Source organism: Allobosea sp. 2RAB26, from assembly GCF_052115465.1.
In the GTDB taxonomy this organism is placed as follows: Bacteria; Pseudomonadota; Alphaproteobacteria; order Rhizobiales; family Beijerinckiaceae; genus Allobosea.
In genome coordinates this window covers 338,287-359,553 of the sequence record NZ_JBFRGS010000007.1, presented here as the reverse complement: position 1 = coordinate 359,553, position 21,267 = coordinate 338,287, and the positions used below count along the sequence as shown (strand labels likewise).

The following is a 21,267-nucleotide window of genomic DNA, read 5'->3' as shown; positions in this document are numbered from 1 at the left end:
CTTTCACCCAGATTGGCACTGTCGCTGGACATGGTTCGGCGGCCGCGGAGATTTGAGCGAGCAGCTTGCGCCGCGTCACCAAACGCTAAAGCGCCACGACCGGGTCGTGGGCTCCAGTGACGAGGAGATGAACATGACCGTTTCGACCTTGCGCCGGTCCGCTGCCACCATGCTGATGGCTGCCTGCTGTTGTCGATGCTGATCCTGCATTGAAAGACCGCCCGGGCTGACGCCGGGGCCTCTCCCAATCCGATCCGCCCAAACGAACGCCGCCCATGCGGCGGAGGCAAGCCATGACCCAGTCGCAGACCCCGCAAGCATTCATCATCGAAATCGGCGAGACCCAGGCCGGGCTCGTCAATCGCCGCAACGACGAACGCTTCTTCACCTTCATTTCCGCCTCGTCCGCCTTTCGCGCACTCGAGGGCCTCCGTTTCGCAACGCCAAGCGCTGCCGAGATAGCGGCCCGGCAACTCGCCGCCTCCCAGCGCCGTCCCGCGCTGCGGCTGGCGTCATAGCGGGGGCAGGCCGATGCCGCTGATCACGACCCTGAGCGCATTGCTGCGGGACTGGCTCGACCGGGCCCTTTCCACCGCGCTCCCACCATCTTCGACCCAGGAGCGAGTGGACGAAGACGAGAACACACGCCGCTCCATCCACGACGTGACGCTGGAACAGCTCGGCATCTCGCACTGGTCCTGCCACACGCTCCTCTGAGGTTATGATGAACGCTCTCGTGAAGCCCGACGCCTTCAGCGTCGGTGCCAACTCCGTTTTCAGTCCCGAGCCGGCGATCCGGTTCGAGAATGTCGGCAAAATCTTCTCCGGCCGCTCCGGGCAAGGCGCCGTGACCGCGCTCTCGGGCATCGATCTCACCGTGCCGCGCGGCGCAATTCTCGGGGTGATCGGCCGCTCCGGCGCCGGCAAGTCGACGCTGATCCGGCTGGTCAACGGTCTGGAGCGGGCGAGTTCCGGCCGCATCCTGATCGAGGACGAGGATGTCACAGGGCTGACCGAAGCCGGTTGGCGGGCGCGGCGCCGGACGATCGGCATGATCTTCCAGCACTTCAACCTGCTCTCGTCGCGCACCGTCTTCGACAATGTCGCGCTGCCGCTTGAAATTGCAGGCGCGCCCAGGGCCGAGATCGAACGCCAGGTCACGCGGCTGCTCGATCTCGTCGGCCTGTCCGACAAGCGCGAACGCTATCCGGCCGAACTCTCCGGCGGCCAGAAGCAGCGCGTCGGTATCGCCCGCGCGCTTTCGACCGAGCCGAAGGTGCTGCTCTGCGACGAGGCGACCTCGGCGCTGGACCCCGAGACCACACAGTCGATCCTCGGTCTGCTGAAGCGGGTCAACCGCGAGCTCGGCATCACCATCCTGCTGATCACCCACGAAATTCCGGTGATCAAGGAGATCTGCGACCGCGTTGCAGTGATCGAGGGCGGGCGGATCGTCGAGGAAGGCGAGACCTTTACCGTCTTCACCCAGCCCAAGCACCCGACCACCGCGCGCTTCGTCGAGACGGTGACCGGTGTCGAACTTCCCGCCCATCTCGCCGGCCGGGTCAGGCCGGAGGCACGTCCAGGCGACAGCGCCCTGCTGCGCATCACCTTCATCGGCGAGAATGCGACGGCCCCGGTGATCAGCCGGCTGAGCTCGATCGTCGGCGTCGATGTCAACATCCTCGCCGGACGGATCGATGCCATTGCGGGCCAGCCCTTTGGCAGCCTGCTCGTCTCGGTCACGGCCCATGAGCCGGAACTCGCTGCCGTGCTCGGCGCCCTGAAGAGCCTCGAACTCAAGGCGGAGGTTATCGGCCATGTCTCCTGAACTCATCCGCCTCATCGCCCAGGCGACCGCCGACACGCTGCTCATGGTTGCGGTCGCAGCCGGGATCGGTACGCTGATCGGCCTGCCCCTCGGCGTCTTCCTGGCGACCAGCAAACGTGGTGAGCTCTTCGCCGCGCCCGCCGTCAACGCCGTGCTCGGCGTGCTCGTCAACGCCACGCGCTCGACGCCCTTCATCATCCTCGTTGTCGCGATCATCCCTTTCACCCGGCTGCTCGCCGGCACCTCGATCGGCACCAATGCTGCCATGGTCCCGCTCACCGTCGCAGCCGCCCCCTTCATCGCGCGACTGATCGAAGGCGCCATCCGCGAAGTCGATCAGGGCCTGGTCGAGGCCGCGCGCGCCATGGGGGCGAGCCCGCTGCAGATCGTGCGCAAGGTCCTGGTGCCCGAAGCACTGCCGGCGATCACACTCGGACTGACGCTGGCCATCGTCAGCCTGATCGGCTTCTCGGCCATGGTCGGCGCCGTGGGTGGCGGCGGCCTCGGCGATCTCGGCATCCGCTACGGCTACCAGCGCTTCATGCCGGACGTGATGGCCGTCGTCGTCGCCGTGCTGATCGTCCTCGTCCAGACCGTGCAGAGCATCGGCGACCGGCTTGCCCGGCGCCTCAACAAGCGCCTGCGCCACGCCTGAGCCAATCGGTCCTCAACCGTTCAAACAGCCGCAAGGAAACATCATGTCGATCAATCTGACCCGCCGCGCCGCGCTTGCCGCCTCCGGCCTCGCCCTTCTCCTCTCGGTGCCGGCCCTTGCCCAGCAGAACCAGACGCTGCGCATCGGCGTCTCGCCCGGCCCGCATGCCGAGATCCTCGAGAAGGTGAAGCCGATCGCCGCCAAGAAGGGCCTCGACATCAAGATCGTCGAGTTCTCCGACTATGTCGTACCGAACCAGGCTCTGGATGCAGGCGAGCTGGAGGCCAACTCCTTCCAGCACCAGCCCTATCTCGACAACCAGGTGAAGGACCGCGGCTACAAGCTGGTCAGCGTCGGCCTGACCGTGAACTTCCCGCTCGGGATCTATTCGTCGAAGTACAAGAGCTGGGCCGAGATTCCGGATGGTGCGACTGTCGCCATCCAGAACGATCCGACCAATGGCGGCCGCTCGCTGCTGCTGCTGCAGGACAAGGGCGTGATCAAGCTGAAGGACGGCGTCGGCGTGAAGCCGAGCGTCGCCGACATCACCGCCAATCCGAAGAAGCTGAAGATCATCGAAATCGATGCGGCGCAAGCGCCGCGCTCGCTCGCCGATGTCGGGGCCGCCTCGATCAACACGAACTACGCCGTCGACGCCAAGATCGAGCCGACCTCGGCCATCCTGCGCGAAGACCCGAAGGGCCCTTATGTCAACGTCATCGCCGTGCGCGAGGCTGACAAGGACAAGCCCTGGGTCAAGACCCTGGTCGAAGCCTATCACTCACCCGAGATCAAGGCCTTCGTCACCGAGCGCTTCAAGGGCAACGTGCTCGCTGGCTGGTGATCTCAATCGTTCCTCCCACCTGGTCACGCGATACGACCAGGCACCTGCCCCGGATGCGCAAGCATCCGGGGTTTTTCTTTGCAGGCAAGATGGGCCGGGCCTGCGGCGGCGCAGGCGGCTATGATGGCACCAGGATGGTCGCGATCAGAGGAGGAGATCATGCGTTGCCTGCCGCTCGCCGCCTGCGCCCTCGCCTCACTGCCGGCCGCCGCCCAGACCGAACGGCTGGCGCGCCCCGAACTCGTGCTCAAGACAGTGGTTCCGGGAATGCCGACCGGTCCCCAGCAAGAAATCAGGGTGATGACCGCCATGATCAAGCCGGGAGACAGGACACCGTTCCATACGCACCGTTTCCCGGTGACGGTCCATGTCATCGAAGGCGCCTTCACCCTGGAAATGCAGGGGCGCACGGCCGTGACAGTGAAGGCCGGCGAATCGCTGGTCGAACCGCCGAACGTCAAGATGACCGGCTACAACCGCGGCAACGAGATGCTGAAAGTGGTGATCTTCTATGTCAGCGAGCCGGACACGCCGTTCCTGGATCCGGTTCGCTAGAAACCCGGCGACGCTGGATCATCAGACCGGACCTTCCGGTCCGACGATCCAGCCGTCTGTGTTTGCATCGTCTTTCCCGAAAACCGCAATCCGCTTTTCGGGGCGGTGCCTGAGGCCCGCTGCCGGGCGATTGCGCGTGCCTTACTGCGAGATCTTGCCGAAGGCGAAGAACTGGGTCTCGCCGGAGGAATCGTCGACACCGTCATTGTCGGTAACAACGAAGAGATTGCCAGCCTTGTCGACAGCCATGCCCTCAACCTTGTCGAGCCCATAGCCGCCAGCCTTCATCAGATCCGGCGTGAGATCGCGCAGCGGCTTCTTCTCGACGGTCGGGATGGCGGCGGCGCCGATTGCGGCCGGCGTCAGACCCTTGACCGAGAAGGTGGCCAGCGTCTTCACCGCCTTGGCGCCGAAGAGATTGTCGCGCTCGATCACGGCAAAGGTCTCGTTGCCGAGATAGGTCAACTCCGAGAGGCCCATCCAGGCACCGGCGGCCGGAGCCGTCAGCGGGTAATGCAGCACGCCCCACTGCTTGCTGGCCGGCTTGTAGGACAGGATCTTGGTCTTGCCCTTGGGATCGTCCTTCCATTCGCGCTGCACGGCAAGCCAGACGGTCTCGTCCGCGCCCTCGCCGGTCACCGTCACGCCCTCGAAGCCGAAGCGCATGGCATGCTTGTCGAGCTCTTCGGGAAGGTGGATCTCCTCCTCGATCTCACCCTTTGCGGTCGCCCGCAGCAGGATATTGCGAGTCGGCTTGTCCTTGATCTCGGGATTGCCCTCCGAAGCCAGCCAGAAGCCGCCATTGGCGCGGGTCGCGATCCCTTCCAGGTCATAGGAGGCGGGCTTGCCATCCTTGGTCACCGTCAGGCCGGCGACGATCCTGGCCGGCTTCTGCGTGGCGTCGATCTCGAGGATACGGGACGGCGTATAGGCGCTGTCGGTCACGGCAAAGAGGCGGCCAGCTGTGCTGCCATGGGCGGCAAGTGCGGACAGCGCGCCCCAGCCGATCGGCAGACCCTCATGATCCTGCGAGACGACCGTCGGATAGGCGGCCGGGCCTTCGTTGCGCTCATAGATGGTCACTGCGGAACGGGCGCCACCCTTCTCGCCGACATCGGTCTCGGAGGCCGACACAAGGAGATTGCGCTGCGGGATGGCAAGCAGGCCTTCCGGACCGATGCCACCCGGCAGGGCCTGGAGGTAACGCGGTGCTTTCCCGGCGCCCTCGTCCTTGAAGACCAATACGAGCGAGGCGCGCTCCAGGCCGACGAAGATCAGCTTGTCATTGCCGTAGGTGCCGACCTCGATCCCTTCCGGTTCGCTGCCCTTGGCGGCCGAGCGCTTTTCCGGATAATGGCCGTGACGCATGGCGATATGGTCGACCATCGCAGCCGAATCGAACTCGATCGTGCCGTCCTTGCGGAAGATGGTGAAGCCGCGCGAGCCACCCTTCCAATCGCCTTCATTGGCGGTGACGAAGCGCTCGGTGTCGATCCAGCGCACCGCGTCCGGCTCGCGGGCGACGCCCTTGAGTTCCTCGACCGGCCTGATTTCGCCGTCGCGGGTCTTGTCGATGTTCTTCAGATCGACGGTGCCGGCGGAGAAATGGGTGACGATCTTGCCGGTCTTGGTATCGATGATGGCGAGGTGGTTGTTCTCCTGCAACGTCACCACGGCGAGGCCGTCCTGGTTGACGTCAACGAATTCCGGTTCGGGGTCGGTCGGCTCGATGGCGGCGATGCCCGTCAGGTCGATCACCTGGCGCGAGGCGCAATCGGCGCCGCCATCCTTGATGCCGACCAGGGTCAGGTTGCCGGCGGGCAGCTGCGGCAGCGCACCCTTGTTCAGCTTCTCGTCGCGCTCGTTCTCGATGACGATGGCGAGCTTGCCCTTGTCCTTGGTCAGCGTAATCGAATCCGGCTGGCCGCCGAGCTCGCATTTGGCAACGACCTGCCGCGCCTTGAGATCGACCGAGGCAAGATGCCCGGCGGGCTCCTTGAAATTGTCGCCGGAGGTGACGACCACGACGAAGGCCTTGTCGCCAAGGATCACGACCGAGGTCGGTTCGCCGTCGAGCGGAATGAAACCTGCCGGCTTCGGAGCGGAGGCCGTCGTGATGTCGATCAGGCCGAGGGCCTTCTGCTCGGCATCGGTATAGGCCAGGAGCGTTCCCGCTTCGTTGGCCGCGATGATCTCCGACACCGTCTTCTTGGACGCGTCGCGATCGGCCGGCAGGTTGAGCGGCACGGAGAAGGTCGCGACACGGTTGAACATCGGCTCGGCCAGAGCTGTGCCGCCAAGCAGGACCGAGGCGAGAGCCGCGAGAACGAGTGAGGTGCGCATGGGGCGGTCCTGTTCCGTTGGGGCAAGAAACTGTGCAGGCCGCATCAGCTATTGAGTGCGCACGACAGTTTCGTGACGCTTTCCCCGATCGGAGCCCGCGCTCCCCCATTGGGCCGCGAACAAGACGCCCCCACCACATGATGGCTTTGCGAAAACAGCTCGACGCCCTCCGGCGGCGGCCGGAAGGCGTCGAGTTGGAGATGCCTGCCGCTTGCATTCAGGCGGCGACGGCGGCGGCGGTCGAGCGCTTGAAGCCGATGATCTCGAGTTCGGTGACGATCGCGACCGCTGCAGCCTGCGCGAGCACGAAGGCGATGCCGAGCCCGGTCGGCGCAAACCATCCCGCAACCAGGATCAGGATGCTGTCGGCGATCCAGAGGAGGTTGATGCCAATCACCGCATAGACGGCGAGCCGCGGCAGGGTCTCGCGACTGGAGAAGAGGGCCAGCAGCGCGGCGCAGGGGAGCAGCACCAGGCCGGCGCCGCGGAGGAAAGCCTCGGGGAAGCCGAGCAATCCGGTGAGCGGCGCAGCAGCGAAGGCGAGCAGCAGGCCGGTGGCGGCGCAGGCAGCGGCATCGAGAGCAAGGGCATTGCGGAGGAAGCGCGAGGACTGGATCGAGGACATGGCGTGGTTTCCTGGGTGTGAGCCCGTTCCGGCGGCCGGCCCGGGCTGTTGATGTTGGAGCCATGCTGACGCTGTCGTGTCGGCCCGTCGATTAAGCGAGAGGTAATTGGAACGAACCGACAGCCCGGATAGGTTTCTCGCCATGAACAAGCATCATCAACCCACCGTCGGTCACCTCATCCGCGACTGGCGCCAGCTGCGCCGGCTGAGCCAGCTCGACCTCGCGCTGGAAGCGGAGATCTCCCAGAAGCATCTCAGCTTCATCGAGAGCGGCCGCTCGGCGCCGAGCCGCGACATGGTTCTGCACCTGGCGGAGTATCTCGCCGTGCCGCTGCGCGAGCGTAACGCCCTGCTGCTCGCCGCGGGCTATGCCCCGGTCTATCTCGAACGGTCGCTGGAGGATCCGAGCTTGCAGGCAGCCAAGTCGGCGATCGATCTCGTGCTGAAGGGTCATGAGCCCTATCCGGCCGTCGCGGTCGACCGGCATTGGACGTTGCTTGCCGCGAATGCCGCGGTGACGCCTCTGCTCGGCCTTGTCGCGGATGCCGAGCTGCTGCGCCCACCCGTCAACGTGCTGAGGCTCAGCCTGCATCCGGGCGGGCTCGCCCCCTTCATCGTCAATCTCGCGGAATGGCGAAGCCATCTGATCGCGAGGCTGAGGCAGCAGATCAGGGCGACGGCCGATCCGATCCTCGCCGATCTCCTCATCGAGCTGCTGACCTATCCGGCGCCGCTTCAGCCCGTTCGCAAGGGTCACGTGCCGGAGCCCGAGGCGGAAGCTGCCATCGTCGTGCCGATGCAGCTGAAGGTCGGCGAGCAGGTGCTCTCCCTGATTTCGACCACAACCGTCTTCGGCACGCCGGTCGACATCACGCTGTCGGAACTGGCGCTGGAAACCTTCTTTCCGGCCGATGCGGCGACCGCCGAGGCGCTGCGGGTGATGGCAATCGCAGCCGCGGACCGGTCCGGAGCAGCTTGAACTTTTCCGGGAACCTTTGCCCGTTCCAGCCGTTTCCTCAGCACAAGTCGCTGATACGACATGCGTTTTTCAACAGAGGAACAGGACCCATGGGCAGCACCGCGGACAAGATCAAGGGCATGGCCAACGAGGCCGCTGGCAACGTCAAGCAGGGCGTCGGCAAGGCGATGAACAAGCCGGGGCTTCAGGCCGAAGGGATTGCGCAGGAGCGCAAGGGCGAGGCCCAGCAGGCCGTTGGCAAAGCCAAGGATGCGGTCAAGAAAGTGATCGACAAGGCCTGATCTGCATCAGGCCGGCGATCTGAAAGGCGGGTGCCCCGGACGGGTCGCCCGCCTTTTCAATTGCGGGGCCCGTGCTCAGGCCGCGCCGCCGCTCATGCCGCCCAAGAACTCCTTGACGCGACCGAAGAAGCCGGCGGTTTCCGGGTGGGTTGCGCCTGAGCATTCGCGCTCGAATTCGAGCAGCAATTCGCGCTGACGCACCGTCAGCTTCTGCGGCGTCTCGACCACGACCTCGATATAGAGATCCCCGACCTCGCGCGAGCGCAGCACGCTCATGCCCTTGCCCTTGAGCCGGAACTGCTTGCCGTTCTGGGTGCCCTCGGGAATTTTGACGCGTGCCTTCTCGCCCGTGAGCGTCGGGACTTCGATCTCGCCGCCGAGAGCCGCCGAGGTGAGGCCAAGCGGCACCCGGCAGAACAGATCGGCCCCGTCGCGCTGGAAGATCGCGTGCGGCTTGATCGACAGGAAGATGTAGAGGTCGCCCGCCGGCCCGCCGCGCAGGCCAGCCTCGCCCTCACCGGCAAGCCGGATGCGCGTGCCGTCCTCGACGCCGGCCGGAATGTTGACCGAGAGCGTGCGCTCGCGGGTGACGCGCCCGGCGCCCGAGCAGTTCTTGCAGGGGTCGTCGATGACTTCGCCGCGCCCGTTGCAGGTCGGGCAGGTGCGCTCCACCGAGAAGAAGCCCTGATTGGCGCGCACGCGGCCATGGCCGCCGCAGGTCGGGCACTGGCGCGACGTCGAGCCCGGCTTGGCGCCGGTCCCGGAGCAGGATTCGCAGGCAATCGAGGTTGGTACGCGGATCGAGGCGCTCTTGCCGGCGAAGGCGTCCTCCAGCCCGATTTCGAGATTGTAGCGAAGATCGGCACCGCGCTCGCGGCCATTGGCACCGCGCGGTCCACCGCGGCCCCGCGCATCGCCGAAGAAGGAATCGAAGATGTCCGACATGAAGTCGGAGAAATCGGCCCCGCCGCCGGCACCACCGCCGCCATTCTCGAAGGCCTGGTGACCGTAGCGGTCATAGGCGCCGCGCTTCTGGCCGTCGGCCAGGACCTGATAGGCCTCGTTCAGCTCCTTGAACTTGGCCTCGGCCCCCTTGTCGCCGGGATGGCGATCGGGATGGCATTGCATCGCGAGCTTGCGGAAAGCACTCTTGAGCTCCGCCTCGTTAGCCGTCTTCGAGACGCCGAGGATCTCGTAGTAGTCGCGTTTGGACATCAAACAGCCACCCCTTCGTTCTTCTCGGCATCATGGCCGGGGGAACCCGGCCATGTTCGTCAGAAGAACGACATTTCCCTTGCAAGAGGCCCTTCCCGAACGAGATGGCCGGGGCAAGCCCGGCCAGGTCGTCGTGGAGAGATCAGAGCGCGATCAGGCGCTCTTCTTCTTGTCGTTCTTGTCGTCGCTGACATCCTTGAAGTCGGCGTCGATGACGTCGTCCTTCTTGGCGTCGGCATGCTCTTCGCCGCCTTCAGCCGTGGCACCCTCGGCCTGGCTCGCCGCATACATGGCTTCACCGAGCTTCATCGAGGCCTGCATCAGGTCGGTCGTGCGCGAGGTGATCGCCTCGACATTCTCTTCGGCCAGCGCGGCCTTGAGCGCGTCCAGTGCGGTCTCGATCGCTGACTTGTCGGCAGCAGAAACCTTGTCGCCATAGTCCTTCAGCGACTTCTCGGTGGAGTGCACCAGGCTCTCGCCCTGGTTCTTGGCTTCCACCAGCTCGCGACGCTTCTTGTCCTCGGCGGCATTCGCCTCGGCGTCCTTCACCATCTTCTGGATGTCGGCCTCGGAGAGACCACCGGAAGCCTGGATGCGGATCTGCTGCTCCTTGTTGGTGGCCTTGTCCTTCGCCGTCACCGAGACGATGCCGTTGGCGTCGATGTCGAAGGTCACCTCGATCTGCGGCATGCCGCGCGGCGCCGGCGGGATGCCCATCAGGTCGAACTGGCCGAGCATCTTGTTGTCGGCAGCCATCTCGCGCTCGCCCTGGAAGACCCGGATCGTCACCGCGCCCTGGTTGTCCTCGGCGGTCGAGAAGACCTGGCTCTTCTTGGTCGGGATCGTGGTGTTGCGGTCGATCAGGCGGGTGAACACGCCGCCGAGCGTCTCGATGCCGAGCGAGAGCGGGGTCACGTCGAGCAGCAGCACGTCCTTGACGTCGCCCTGCAGCACGCCGGCCTGGATCGCGGCGCCAATGGCGACGACCTCGTCCGGATTGACGCCCTTATGCGGCTCCTTGCCGAAGAACTGCTTCACCACCTCCTGGACCTTCGGCATGCGGGTCATGCCGCCGACGAGAACGACCTCGTCGATCTGGCCCGCCGAAAGACCGGCATCCTTGAGCGCCTTGCGGCAGGGCTCGATGGTGCGCTGGATCAGATCGTCGACCAGGCTCTCGAACTTGGCGCGCGAGAGCTTGATGGCGAGGTGCTTCGGCCCGGAGGCGTCGGCAGTGATGTAGGGCAGGTTGATTTCGGTCTGCGCGGCGCTGGAAAGCTCGATCTTGGCCTTCTCGGCAGCTTCCTTCAGGCGCTGCAGGGCGAGCTTGTCCTTCTTCAGGTCGATGCCCTGCTCGCGCTTGAACTCGTCCGCAAGGTACTCGACCAGGCGCATGTCGAAGTCTTCGCCACCCAGGAAGGTGTCGCCATTGGTCGATTTCACCTCGAAGACGCCGTCGCCGATCTCGAGGATCGAGACGTCGAAGGTGCCGCCGCCGAGGTCATAGACCGCGATCGTGCCGGTGGTCTTCTTGTCCAGGCCATAGGCGAGCGCAGCCGCCGTCGGCTCGTTGATGATGCGCAGCACCTCGAGGCCGGCGATGCGACCGGCATCCTTCGTGGCCTGACGCTGGGCGTCGTTGAAATAGGCGGGAACGGTGATGACCGCCTGCGTGACCGGCTGCCCGAGATAGGCCTCGGCGGTCTCCTTCATCTTGGTCAGGGTGAAGGCGGAAATCTGCGAGGGCGAATAGTCCTTGCCGTCAGCCTCGACCCAGGCATCGCCCGTCGGGGCCTTCTTGATCCGGTAAGGGACAAGATTCATGTCCTTCTTCGTCATCGGATCCTCAAAGGTCCGACCGATCAGGCGCTTGATGGCGAAGAAAGTGCGCTCCGGATTGGTGACGGCCTGACGCTTGGCCGGCTGGCCGACAAGCCGCTCGCCGTCATCGGTGATGGCGACGATGGAGGGCGTGGTGCGCGCGCCCTCGGAATTCTCGATAACCTTCGGTGTAGTGCCTTCCATCACGGCAACGCAGGAGTTCGTCGTGCCGAGGTCGATACCAATAACTTTACCCATGGACGGGATCCCTTTCGATTAGCAGATCGCCGACCGGCGACGCATTTCGCACCGCCTGCCGGCCCATGGACCGGCCCGCCCCCGCCTTACGCGGCAAACGGAACCGGCATTCCACGTTTCGCGGTCGTCAAACCGCCTCTTGGCGGCGTATATAGTGAGGGTGTTCCCGCCCTTGCAAGACACGGAGCCGGATTAAGAATCGGCGACCGCGCGCGTCACGCGGGGAGAGGTCGCGGCCGCATCATTGCCAAGCAGTGTTGCGCCAATGCTCTTGCACGCGTTCGCTCGCCAATTCATGCAGAAGATTGCGTTTACCATTTCACGGCACCCGATGCTGACCAGACCCGGCCGCATAGCCCTCAAGATCTTCGCGATGCTGGCTGCAGCCGGTTCGGGTGGGCTTGCCCAGGCTCAGCCGATGCAATTGCCGGGCGCGCAACCCTTCAATCCGCCGGGCGCACATCAGGCCGCGCCCCCCGGCACGGGCGGACCGGCCAAGCCGCACACCCCGTCGATGCCGGCCATCAAGCTGCCGACCGAGGAAGGGATCATCGGCCGCGTGCTCCGGCAGAATGGCGGCGCCGGCGAAGCGGTCTTCGAGAAGACACCGACCGGCTTTGGCCTCAAGCTCAACGCCGCCGGCTTCCAGCCCGGCAACCTGACGGAGCCCTGTGCCATTTCCTTCGGCGATACGCCGCTGCCGGTGACATCGCTCGGCAAGCCGGCCGGTGTGCCACGCTACAAGCTGGAGGCCTCGGCCTGCCCGATCGTGTTCGATGTCCTAGAGGGCGCCTTTCTGGTGGTCGAGCCGGAGCAACCCTGCGTGATCGAGGCAGCCGCCTGCCGGATCGATCCGCGAGGCCTCTGGGGCCCTGATGCACGCACCCTCTCGGCGCGGGCCAAGGAGATCGAATCCGAACGCGGCAGGGCGGAGCGCGCCGTGCGCGAGGGCTTTCGCGCGCTTGCAGCCAAGGGCGATCTCAGCACGCAACGCAGCATCGCGCGGGAACAGGCCGGGTTCACCTCCGAGCGTGAGCTGACCTGCCGTGATTTCCAGCGCGAAGGCTCGCTCGGTTTCTGCGCCGCGCGCATCACAGAGGCCAAGGCTGCCGCAATCCGTGCCCGCCTCGGCCTGCCCGAACCCAAGCCCGAACGGCCCAAGCCGGCGCGACCGGCCGTGGCCCGCCCGGTCGCGCCGGCGGTTGCCGTTCCGACCCAGTAAGCCCGACCCTTACACTTTCGGCAGGTCCGGAACCTTGTAGGCCGTGGTCGCCTTGATCCGTTCCATCGCGAAGCGGGAGGTGACGTTCTTCAGCGGAATCGTCTCGATCAGCCGCTTATAGAACCCGTCATAGGCCGCCATGTCGGCAACCACCACACGCAGCATGTAGTCGACATCGCCGGCCATCCGGTAGAACTCCATGACCTCCGGCATCGACGCGACCATCTGCGCGAATTTTTCCAGCCAGGGACCGGAATGGTCGGCGGTCTCGATCTGGACGAAGACCGTGAGCCCGAGTCCGATCTTCTCCGGCGCCACCAGCGCGACACGCTTGGTGATGACGCCCGTCGCCTCCAGCCGCTGAATCCGTTTCCAGCAGGGGGTCTGCGAGAGGCCGACGCGATCGGCCAGCTCGGCGATCGAGATGTTCGCATCACCTTGCAGGACAGTCAGGATTTTCCGGTCGATCGCATCCATTCTCTCAGCCCATCGATTGGAGAATTAATTTCCTATTGAATTGGGAATCTAGAGAAAAATCATCTTTTCGATGCCCGCATCTTGCATTCAGATAGAAAATCCTTTTCTCAATCTGTCAACCGGCGTTCTCGTCGGACCGATTTTCATGAAGGATGGATCGATGGATCGCCGCCAGTTTCTGCTCGCCGGCTCTTCGCTTCTCGCGAGCACTCCCCTTGCCGGCGCTGCATGGGCCCAGAGCGGCGTGACAGCCCGTGTCGGCTACATCCCGGTCATCGGCACGGCGCCCGTCTTCGTTGCCAATGGCGAAGGCTGGCTCAAGGAGGCCGGCATCAATGCCGCCTTCACGGTTTTCGAATCCGGTCCGAACATGATCCAGGCCCTGGCCTCGGGCACGATCGACCTCTATGTCGCTGGCATCGCGCCGCTTGCCGTCGCCCGCTCGCGCGGCGTCGACATTCGCGTCGTGGCCGCAACTGCGATTGCCGAGAACGTCTTCGTGGCAGCTCCCGCGCTCGCCAAGTTCTTCACGCCCGGCACCGCACCGGCTGCGGCCTTCAAGGCGCATAGGGCCGCCACCGGAAAACCGGCCCGGCTTGCGACCCAGCCGGCCGGCTCGGTGCCCAACACCACCCTGCAATATTGGCTCTGGGAGGTCGCCAAGGCCGACAAGGCCGATGTCGAGGTCGTGCCCATGGGCATCGACGCGACACAGCAGGCCGTGCTCGCTGCAGCTGTGGAGGGCGCGATCGTGCGCGAGCCGGCGCTGTCGATCATCCAGACCCGCAATCCCGGCATCAAGCTGATTGCCGGCGGCGAAGAGCTGTTCCCCGGCCAGCCCGGGACCGTGGTCGCAGCATCAGGCGATTTCGTCACCAAGAATCCGGACGCCGTGCAGAAGCTGGTGACGAGCCTGGTGCGTGCCGCCGCTCTGATCGCCAAGGACCCCGACAAGGCTGCCCCGCATGTCGGCGCCGCGCTTGGCAAGGGCATCGTCGACCCGGCCCTGATCCGACAGGCGCTGACCTCGCCCGCCAGCAAGTTCCAGATCGATCCGCGCGTCATCATCGAGCCGTCGCGTGCGATGCAGGCCTATCAGGTCAAGCTCGGCTCGCTCGAGAAGGAACTGCCTTTCGACGGACTGTTCGAGACCCAGTATTACGAGCGCGCCATCAAAACCCTCTGACAGAATCCGGCGGCTGATCTTGACCTCGCTCAGGGCTCCGGCCCTCGCCTTTGCAGGCCTCCTCGCCTTCCTGCTGCTCTGGGAGGCGATCCCCTATTTCGGGCTGGTGAACCCGGCCTTCCTGCCTGGCCCGTCTGCCTTGCCGAAGGCATTCTGGCGCGAAGTGACCTCGGGCGCGTGGTTGTCGGCGATCGGCGGCTCGCTCGGCCATTATTTCACGGGCCTCATCGTCGGCGCCGGCCTCGGCATTGCCACCGGCGTGCTCGTTGGCATGTCGCGCACCGCGGAAGAGGCCACGGCCTGGGTCGTGCGCGTGCTTCGGCCGATTCCCGGCCTCGCCTGGGTGCCCTTCGCCATCATCTGGTTCGGGGTCAATCCGTCGGCGGCGGTCTTCATCATCGCCATCGGCGTGTTCTGGATCGTCTTCTTTGCGGCACAGGGCGCGATCCGCGGTGTCGATCGTGACCTGATCGAGGTCGCGGATGCGTTTGGTTTCCGATCGGCCTGGCAGCGTCTGAGCAAGATCCTGCTGCCGGCCGCAATGCCCGGCATTCTGGTCGGCGTCCGCACCGCGCTTGGCCAGGCCTGGATGGCGGTGGTCGCCGCCGAGATCTTTGGCGTCGCCGGCGTCGGGCAGCGCATGATGCAGGCCTCCAGCCTGCTCGCGACCGACATCGTGGTGATCTACATGCTGACCATGGCCGCGCTTTACGGCCTGCTCGACACCGCCTTCGTCGCTTTCCAGGGATGGGTGCTGCGATGGAAAGCGTGATCGACATCAAGGCCCTGTCGCTGACCTTCACCCGCGACGGGGAAGCGACCGAGGTGCTGCACAAGCTTGACCTCCAGGTCGCGCGCGGCGAATTCCTCGCCATTGTCGGCCCATCCGGCGTCGGCAAGTCGACCCTGCTGCGCGTCATCGCCGGGCTCGCCAAACCGAGCGGCGGCGAGGTCATCTTCCATGCCAGGGACCGGACCCGCCGGCCGGTCGCGCTGGTCTTCCAGGATTCGCGCCTGCTGCCCTGGCGCAAGGTGATCTCCAATGTCGGCTTTGGGCTCGAGGGGCGGGCCTCGCGCCCTGCGCGGCTCAAGCAGGCTCAGGAGATGCTCGATCTTGTGGGGCTCGGTCAGCTCGCACAGCGCTGGCCCCACCAGCTCTCGGGCGGCCAGCGCCAACGCGTCTCGCTGGCGCGCGCGCTCGCGGTCGAGCCGGAGATCCTGCTGATGGACGAGCCCTTCTCGGCACTGGACGCACTGACGCGCGAAACCCTGCAAGACGAGCTGATCCGCGTCTGGCAAAGCACCGGCAAGACCGTGCTCTTCGTCACGCATGACATCGACGAGGCTGCCTATCTCGCCGACCGCGTCGTCGTGCTCTCGGGCGCACCCGGCCAGATCATCGCCGAGCATCGGATCACCGCTCCGCGTCCGCGCCGCCGCGGGGCCGCCGCCGAGACCGAGATCGTGCGAGCCGTGCGCCGCGGACTTGGCGCCGATATCGTCGCGGATGGCGCAGCGATCTGATCGCCGGTCACACCACGTCGTGATTCCGCGCAGCGCAGCGCAGCCTCGGACGCCCTCACGGGCGCCGGGAGCGATGATCGCGTCCGGAACGGCGGCGCTGCGCGGCTCGTCCGGAATGGTGACGCTCCCGTGCGCGGGGCGACATCATGGCGCGGGGCATCCCTGCGCCTGACGCCCGAAGAAGGCCCTGCTCACGCGCTATCACCGGCTTGTCATTGGCGCGCAGCGCCAATCTGGGGCAGGTGAGCTGAGGCTTTTACGATTTGATGACGGAAAACATGGTCGAGCGCATTACAAACGGCTTGCTGCGGCGGGGCCTCCTCATCCTCGCACTGCTCCTGCCCGGCGCCGCCCTTGCCGCCGAATCTGCTGCGGTCACCAGCCCCCGCGTCACTGCGACCCTGCTCTCCAGCCGCGACGTCGTTGCGCCCGGCGAGCGCTTCCAGGTCGCGCTCAGCCAGAAGATCGCCAAGGGCTGGCACACATACTGGGCCAATCCCGGCGATTCCGGCGAACCGACGCGGATCGAGTGGACATTGCCCGCAGGCTTCAGCGCCGGTGCGATCCAATGGCCGGCGCCGAAGGCGCTCCCGGTCGAGCCGCTCGTCAATTTCGGCTTCAGCGATGCCGTGCTGCTGCCGGTGGAGATCACCGTTCCCGAAGGCGCACAGCCGGGCGAGCGCCTTGCCCTCAAGGCGAACGCGACCTGGCTGGTCTGCGAAAAAATCTGCATCCCCGAGGAAGGCTCCTTCACGCTCGGCCTCAAGGTCGGCCCGGCCCCGGTCGCCGATGAGGCGGCACAGTCGCGGATCGATGCGGCCCGCGCCGCGCTGCCGCAACCTGCCGATTTCCGGGCGAAGCTGACCAAGGACGGCGATGCGCTCGCCCTCGCGCTGCCGGGCCTCGGGCAGCCCGTCGAGGAGCTGCGCTACTTCCCGCTGCTCGAGACCTTGATCGAGCACGCAGCCCCGCAGACCGCGACGAACACTGCCGCCGGCACGGTCTTGCAACTTGCCCGCTCCAGCTCGTTCAAGGTCGGCGAGACCGAGCTCGGCGGGGTCATCACCTATCGCGAGGCCGGCGTGCCGCGCGCGCTCAGCCTGATGGCCGATGTCGAGCCTGCGCTGGTCAATTCCACCACGGCGCCGCAAGCGGCCCCGGCCCCGGCCGTGGTGCGCGTCGCCGCAGCGCCCGAAAGCAACCTGACGCTCTGGGCGGCACTGGCCTTCGCCTTCGCCGGCGGCCTGATCCTCAACCTGATGCCCTGCGTGCTGCCGGTGCTGTTCATCAAGGCGCTCGGCTTCGCGCAGGCCGCGCAGGCGAGCCGCGCCGAGGTGCGCGAGCAGGGTCTGCTCTTCCTTTGCGGCGTCCTCACCAGCTTCATCATCCTTGCCGGCGCGGTGATCGCGCTGGCAGCGCTTGGCACCAGCATCGGCTGGGGGTTCCAGCTGCAATCGCCGCCCGTCGTGATCGCGCTGGCGGTCATCATGGTGCTGATCGGCCTCAACCTGCTCGGCGCATTCGAAATCGGCGGCTCCGTCCAGGGCGCCGGACATGGGCTTGCCTCCAGCGGCGGACGCTTGGGCGCCTTCATGACCGGAGCGCTCGCCGTCATCGTCGCGACGCCGTGCACCGCCCCCTTCATGGGCGCGGCGATGGGATATGCCGTGACGCAACCGCCGCAGATCGCGCTTGCGGTCTTCCTGGCGCTGGCGCTCGGCTTTGCCGCGCCGGTGGTCATCCTGTCCTTCGCTCCCGGCTGGCTGCGTCTGCTGCCCAAGCCCGGCCGCTGGATGGTGATCCTCAAGCAGGCCTTTGCCTTCCCGATGTTCGCAACTGCGACCTGGCTGGTCTGGGTCGCCTCCGTCCAGGCCGGGCCCGGCGGCGTGCTTGCCGCTCTGGCGGCGATCCTCGCCGCCGGCTTCCTCGTCTGGCTGCTCGGCCTCGGCCGCAGTGCCGGCGGGCGGACCCGAATCGCCCTGTCGGCTCTCGCCCTGTTCGTCGCCGTCAGCGCCGGGGCCTTCGTGCTGCAGAGTGCCGTTCCAAGCGCGACGGACGCAGCACGGGCCGGCGACATCGAGCCCTGGTCTCCCGAGCGCGTCGCCGCGCTGCAGGCGGAAGGGCGTCCCGTTTTCGTCAACTTCACCGCGGCTTGGTGTATCACCTGCCTCGCCAATGAGCGGGTCGCACTGGTCCGGCAGGAGGTCAAGGACACCTTTGCCAAGCTGAACGTCGCCTATCTCAAGGCCGACTGGACCAACCGCAATGCCACCATCGCAACCGCGCTTGCCGAGCACGGCCGGGCCGGCGTGCCGCTCTACCTGTTCTATCCCGCCACGAAGGGCGCGCCGCCCGAAATCCTGCCGCAACTCCTCACGACCGACATGCTGGTCGAGGCCGCCGGCCGTGCCGCCGGCAAAGAGGCGAGGACCGCGCAGAACCGGCCCTGATCCTGGGAAGACGGAGGCAGACATGACAGCTGTGACACGTCAGAGTTTCATCGCAGGCCTGGTCCTTGCGGGCCTCACCCTCGCAGCGGGCCCGGCGCTCGCGCAGAGCAGCCCGCGGATCGGTGCGCCGGCTCCCGCCTTCTCGGCGCTCGATGTCGACGGCCGGACCCGGTCGCTCCCCGAATTCGCGGGCAAGACCGTGATCCTGGAATGGACCAATCACGACTGCCCCTATGTCCGCAAACACTACAACAGCGGCACCATGCAGAGCCTGCAGCGCGATATGACGAAGGAGGGCATCGTCTGGCTGAGCGTCGTCTCCTCACCGCCGGGTGAGCAGGGCTATGTCACGGCCGCCCAGGCCAAGGGGCTGACCGCCTCGCGCAACGCCGCCCCCAGCGACCTGTTGCTCGACTCCAAGGGCACCATGGGCCGCGCCTATCGCGCGCAGACCACGCCGCATCTGTACATCATCGATGGCAAGGGCACGCTGGTCTATGCGGGCGCGATCGACGACAAGCCCTCGGCCAGCGCCGCCAGCCTGAACGGCGCCAAGAGCTATGTGCGCCAGGCAGTCGCCGAAATGAAGGCCGGCAAACCGATCTCAGAAGCCACAACCAAGGCCTATGGCTGCGCGATCAAGCTCGCCCCGCTGAGCTGACGGCGGCGAGCGCCGCCTCCGCACTGTCGCGGTGCCGCCGATCCACCTATGTCAAGGTCAGCGCGGCATGGTGCCTGATCGGCCACATCGACGATCGGATCCCTGGTCCGGCGGGGCCTGGGGCGTCTCCTTGAGCGTCGCCTATCTCGCGACCAGCTGGACCAGCCCCAGGACAAAGCGCCATCCGAACCGGGAAACGTCGTCACGTACGAGCCGGAAGCCGAGATTGCTCGGAGGCGTGCCGGATGCGCAGCCGCCGGCGCGCGCATCGCGAACGAAATCCGACATGTAGGCCCGATGGCGGCCCTCAACGACGCGAACCCCGCAATTGGCCAGGACAGCCGTCCTTGCTCCCGTAGCATCGACGGCGATGCGCTGAAAACAGGTGTCGGTCCATTCCCAGACATTGCCGGCCAAATCGAGAAGGCCATTCTCGTTCGCACCGAAACTTCCGATCGGTTGCGGTGCCTTTGCGACTGTCGTCACGCGGCTCGCGTCCCTGTCATAGATCGCAAGCGCTCGCTGGCCAGGGTCGCCGCCATCGAGGCTTTCCGGCAGGGCGTCGTCGTGGAATCGGCTCGCGGCTGCATAGGCCCACTCTTCGTCCGTCGGCAGCCGAAACGTCGCCCCCGTCTCGCGTGACAACCAGGACGCATAGGCCTGAGTATCCCGCCAGCTCACTCCGACGACGGGACGGTCAGCGGCAGCGGCGTCGGTGCCCGCCATCGGGCAGGCTCGGGCTTTGACGCAGCGCAGATAATCCGCGACCGTGACCTGATTTTTCATCACAGCCAGCGGCCTGTCGACAGCAACCGCCACAATCGGCGCGATGATCGGCTTCCCGTTCCGCAAGAACTCGCCGCTGGCACGGTAGCGGAATGTACCCGACCGCAGTTCCACGAAATCCGGGAGCGGCGCACGTGCTGTCGCCGATCCGGTGCCATATCCCGGCGCAACGGCCGAGATCGCGATGGGCGCCAGCGCCGCGCTGGCCAGGGCCATGAGTTTGAACGCGGACAGCATGATGCCTCCCGAGGCGGCCGTCCGACGGCCTTAGGCGGGTGATGGTCCGATCATTTGTGCGCGACGTTGCTCACAATCGGTTCGGGAGCCTTTACCTGGGTCATCAGGTCATCATTCCATTGACCCTCGACCCTGAAATGGGCTGTCGCACCAAGTTCGAAGGCCTCGATCATGTTGTGGTTCACGTAACCGACAATGCCGGGCTGAAGGAATTTGGTGAGCGCCGCGCCCGCGGATCCGCCCCGAATGAACCAGGTTTCGAGATTGGTCTCGGGAGGATTCGAGAACTTGCCGGTCTCCCAGACATAGTCGCCGAACCCGCCGACCAGATGTGGGCGTGTGTCGCGACTTGCCTGGGAATGCACGATCAGCACGTTCTCACCGACCTTTGCGGGCATCGCGTTCTTGCCCGTCAGGGCTCCGACCGCGCCGTTGAACACGACGTGACTTGGCACCAGCTTTCGCATGACCTCCATCGTGTCCATGTAGGCGTCGCCATGCGTGTCGTAGTGCTTGAATTTGCCCTTCTCGTCGCGCGGAACGTAATAATCATGCTCGCCGATGTAGTAGACGCGATCGTAGTGAAGCGGCCGTCCGGCCGCATCCTTGAGGCCGTCCCGCGGCAGCACCATCACGGCGCCGCTCATGCCCGAGGTGATATGCCAGGGGGTCATGGCACCTGGGATGCAGTGATAAGCGAACACACCCGTCCGGGTCGCCTTCCAGCGCAGCACGGTCTGCTCCCCGGGGTTGATCAAGGTCAGATCGGCACCGCCTGATGCGCCCGCAGCAGCATGGAAGTCGATATTGTGCGCCATCGAGTTGGTGTCGGGATTGGCAAGCGTCACCTCGACATAATCACCCTCGTGCACGACAAAAAGCGGCCCAGGGATCGACCCGTTGAAGGTCATGGCCTGCAACGTGGTGCCCTCTTCGTCGATAACGATCTTCTTCTCCTCGACCCAGAGCCTGAACTCCATGATCCTTGGGCCCAGCTTGGTCGCCTGCTCGTGAGGATGAACGAAGGGCGGTGCGACGAACTCGACCTTCTGTCGCGGCAGATCGAGCGCCTGAGCCGATGCTGGAGCGACCAGCGCCCCGGCCAGGAATGCGGCGCCCCTGAGGGCGGCACGTCGGGAGATGGTGGCCTTACCATCGGCAATCTCGAATGCCTGTCCCATGGCCATCCCCCCTTGAGCACCATTCATTCGAAAGGATACCGGCGGTGCAGTCGTGGAACTACGGACCAAGGTCGAAGAGCATTCGGGCGGTAGGTCTTGCAGCCCTTTGGCCGTGGCGCTGGCGCGCCCGGAGCAG

General features: G+C 65.8%; 21 protein-coding genes. 14 read left to right on the top strand and 7 right to left on the bottom strand.

The annotated features are described in order from the left end of the window. Positions 1 to 293: 293 nt before the first annotated feature. The 6 genes from AB4118_RS16800 to AB4118_RS16775 all read left to right on the top strand — a co-directional run bounded on the left by AB4118_RS16800 (position 294) and on the right by AB4118_RS16775 (position 3,885). Complete coding sequence (locus tag AB4118_RS16800) at positions 294 to 518, top strand: hypothetical protein (RefSeq protein ID WP_441490803.1); 225 nt, start codon at positions 294 to 296, stop codon at positions 516 to 518. Positions 519 to 531: 13 nt separating this feature from the next. Beyond that, entirely contained in the window at positions 532 to 717 is a 186-nt protein-coding gene (locus tag AB4118_RS16795; protein ID WP_441490802.1) for a hypothetical protein, read from the top strand. Positions 718 to 724: 7 nt separating this feature from the next. Further along, positions 725 to 1,831 (top strand): methionine ABC transporter ATP-binding protein, encoded by a 1,107-nt coding sequence (locus tag AB4118_RS16790; protein WP_441490801.1) that lies wholly within the window; start codon positions 725 to 727, stop codon positions 1,829 to 1,831. Further along, entirely contained in the window at positions 1,821 to 2,486 is a 666-nt protein-coding gene (locus AB4118_RS16785; protein WP_113517950.1) for a methionine ABC transporter permease, read from the top strand. Before AB4118_RS16790 ends, AB4118_RS16785 begins: the two co-directional genes overlap by 11 nt. Positions 2,487 to 2,529: 43 nt before the next feature. Further along, positions 2,530 to 3,330, top strand: a complete 801-nt coding sequence (locus tag AB4118_RS16780; RefSeq protein ID WP_441490800.1) for a MetQ/NlpA family ABC transporter substrate-binding protein — start codon at positions 2,530 to 2,532, stop codon at positions 3,328 to 3,330. 159 nt (positions 3,331 to 3,489) lie between these two features. Next, a complete protein-coding gene (locus AB4118_RS16775) occupies positions 3,490 to 3,885 on the top strand; it encodes a cupin domain-containing protein (protein ID WP_441490799.1) in 396 nt (131 codons plus the stop codon). Between the two features lie 141 nt (positions 3,886 to 4,026). On the opposite strand, the gene AB4118_RS16770 is transcribed toward AB4118_RS16775, so the two are convergent. Next, positions 4,027 to 6,228, bottom strand: a complete 2,202-nt coding sequence (locus tag AB4118_RS16770) for an esterase-like activity of phytase family protein (RefSeq protein ID WP_441490798.1) — start codon at positions 6,226 to 6,228, stop codon at positions 4,027 to 4,029. Positions 6,229 to 6,445: 217 nt separating this feature from the next. Continuing rightward, positions 6,446 to 6,853 carry a hypothetical protein gene (locus tag AB4118_RS16765; RefSeq protein WP_441490797.1) on the bottom strand — a complete coding sequence of 136 codons (408 nt, stop codon included), beginning with the start codon at positions 6,851 to 6,853 and terminating at the stop codon, positions 6,446 to 6,448. Positions 6,854 to 6,995: 142 nt separating this feature from the next. Here AB4118_RS16765 and AB4118_RS16760 point away from each other — a divergent pair, with 142 nt between their 5' ends. Further along, positions 6,996 to 7,832, top strand: a complete 837-nt coding sequence (locus AB4118_RS16760) for a helix-turn-helix domain-containing protein (RefSeq protein WP_441490796.1) — start codon at positions 6,996 to 6,998, stop codon at positions 7,830 to 7,832. Continuing rightward, positions 7,829 to 8,113, top strand: a complete 285-nt coding sequence (locus AB4118_RS16755) for a CsbD family protein (RefSeq protein WP_441490795.1) — start codon at positions 7,829 to 7,831, stop codon at positions 8,111 to 8,113. Before AB4118_RS16760 ends, AB4118_RS16755 begins: the two co-directional genes overlap by 4 nt. 75 nt (positions 8,114 to 8,188) lie before the next feature. Here the strand turns inward: AB4118_RS16755 and dnaJ are convergent, their stop codons facing one another. Next, positions 8,189 to 9,328, bottom strand: a complete 1,140-nt coding sequence (gene dnaJ, locus AB4118_RS16750) for a molecular chaperone DnaJ (RefSeq protein WP_441490794.1) — start codon at positions 9,326 to 9,328, stop codon at positions 8,189 to 8,191. Positions 9,329 to 9,481: 153 nt separating this feature from the next. Next, positions 9,482 to 11,407 (bottom strand): molecular chaperone DnaK, encoded by a 1,926-nt coding sequence (gene dnaK, locus AB4118_RS16745; protein ID WP_441490793.1) that lies wholly within the window; start codon positions 11,405 to 11,407, stop codon positions 9,482 to 9,484. A 331-nt stretch (positions 11,408 to 11,738) separates the two neighbouring features. On the opposite strand from dnaK, the gene AB4118_RS16740 reads away from it, so the two are divergent. Continuing rightward, positions 11,739 to 12,629, top strand: a complete 891-nt coding sequence (locus AB4118_RS16740; RefSeq protein ID WP_441490792.1) for a hypothetical protein — start codon at positions 11,739 to 11,741, stop codon at positions 12,627 to 12,629. 9 nt (positions 12,630 to 12,638) lie between these two features. Here the strand turns inward: AB4118_RS16740 and AB4118_RS16735 are convergent, their stop codons facing one another. Then, a complete protein-coding gene (locus AB4118_RS16735; RefSeq protein ID WP_441490791.1) occupies positions 12,639 to 13,106 on the bottom strand; it encodes an Lrp/AsnC family transcriptional regulator in 468 nt (155 codons plus the stop codon). Between the two features lie 160 nt (positions 13,107 to 13,266). Here AB4118_RS16735 and AB4118_RS16730 point away from each other — a divergent pair, with 160 nt between their 5' ends. The 5 genes from AB4118_RS16730 to AB4118_RS16710 all read left to right on the top strand — a co-directional run bounded on the left by AB4118_RS16730 (position 13,267) and on the right by AB4118_RS16710 (position 18,927). After that, the gene (locus tag AB4118_RS16730; protein ID WP_441490790.1) at positions 13,267 to 14,292 is read left to right on the top strand and encodes an ABC transporter substrate-binding protein; all 1,026 of its coding nucleotides are present in this window, start codon (positions 13,267 to 13,269) and stop codon (positions 14,290 to 14,292) included. A gap of 19 nt (positions 14,293 to 14,311) precedes the next feature. Continuing rightward, on the top strand, positions 14,312 to 15,064 hold the full coding sequence (locus AB4118_RS16725; RefSeq protein WP_441478728.1) for an ABC transporter permease: 753 nt from the start codon (positions 14,312 to 14,314) through the stop codon (positions 15,062 to 15,064). Beyond that, positions 15,052 to 15,816: an ABC transporter ATP-binding protein gene (locus tag AB4118_RS16720; protein WP_441490789.1), complete on the top strand. Its 765-nt coding sequence runs from the start codon at positions 15,052 to 15,054 to the stop codon at positions 15,814 to 15,816. Before AB4118_RS16725 ends, AB4118_RS16720 begins: the two co-directional genes overlap by 13 nt. Positions 15,817 to 16,082: 266 nt before the next feature. Then, a complete protein-coding gene (locus AB4118_RS16715; RefSeq protein ID WP_441490788.1) occupies positions 16,083 to 18,266 on the top strand; it encodes a protein-disulfide reductase DsbD family protein in 2,184 nt (727 codons plus the stop codon). A gap of 22 nt (positions 18,267 to 18,288) precedes the next feature. Continuing rightward, the gene (locus AB4118_RS16710; RefSeq protein ID WP_441490787.1) at positions 18,289 to 18,927 is read left to right on the top strand and encodes a redoxin domain-containing protein; all 639 of its coding nucleotides are present in this window, start codon (positions 18,289 to 18,291) and stop codon (positions 18,925 to 18,927) included. 141 nt (positions 18,928 to 19,068) lie between these two features. Here the strand turns inward: AB4118_RS16710 and AB4118_RS16705 are convergent, their stop codons facing one another. After that, positions 19,069 to 19,950: a formylglycine-generating enzyme family protein gene (locus tag AB4118_RS16705; protein ID WP_441490786.1), complete on the bottom strand. Its 882-nt coding sequence runs from the start codon at positions 19,948 to 19,950 to the stop codon at positions 19,069 to 19,071. A gap of 50 nt (positions 19,951 to 20,000) precedes the next feature. Further along, positions 20,001 to 21,131: a copper-containing nitrite reductase gene (gene nirK / locus AB4118_RS16700; protein WP_441490785.1), complete on the bottom strand. Its 1,131-nt coding sequence runs from the start codon at positions 21,129 to 21,131 to the stop codon at positions 20,001 to 20,003. Positions 21,132 to 21,267 lie beyond the last annotated feature (136 nt).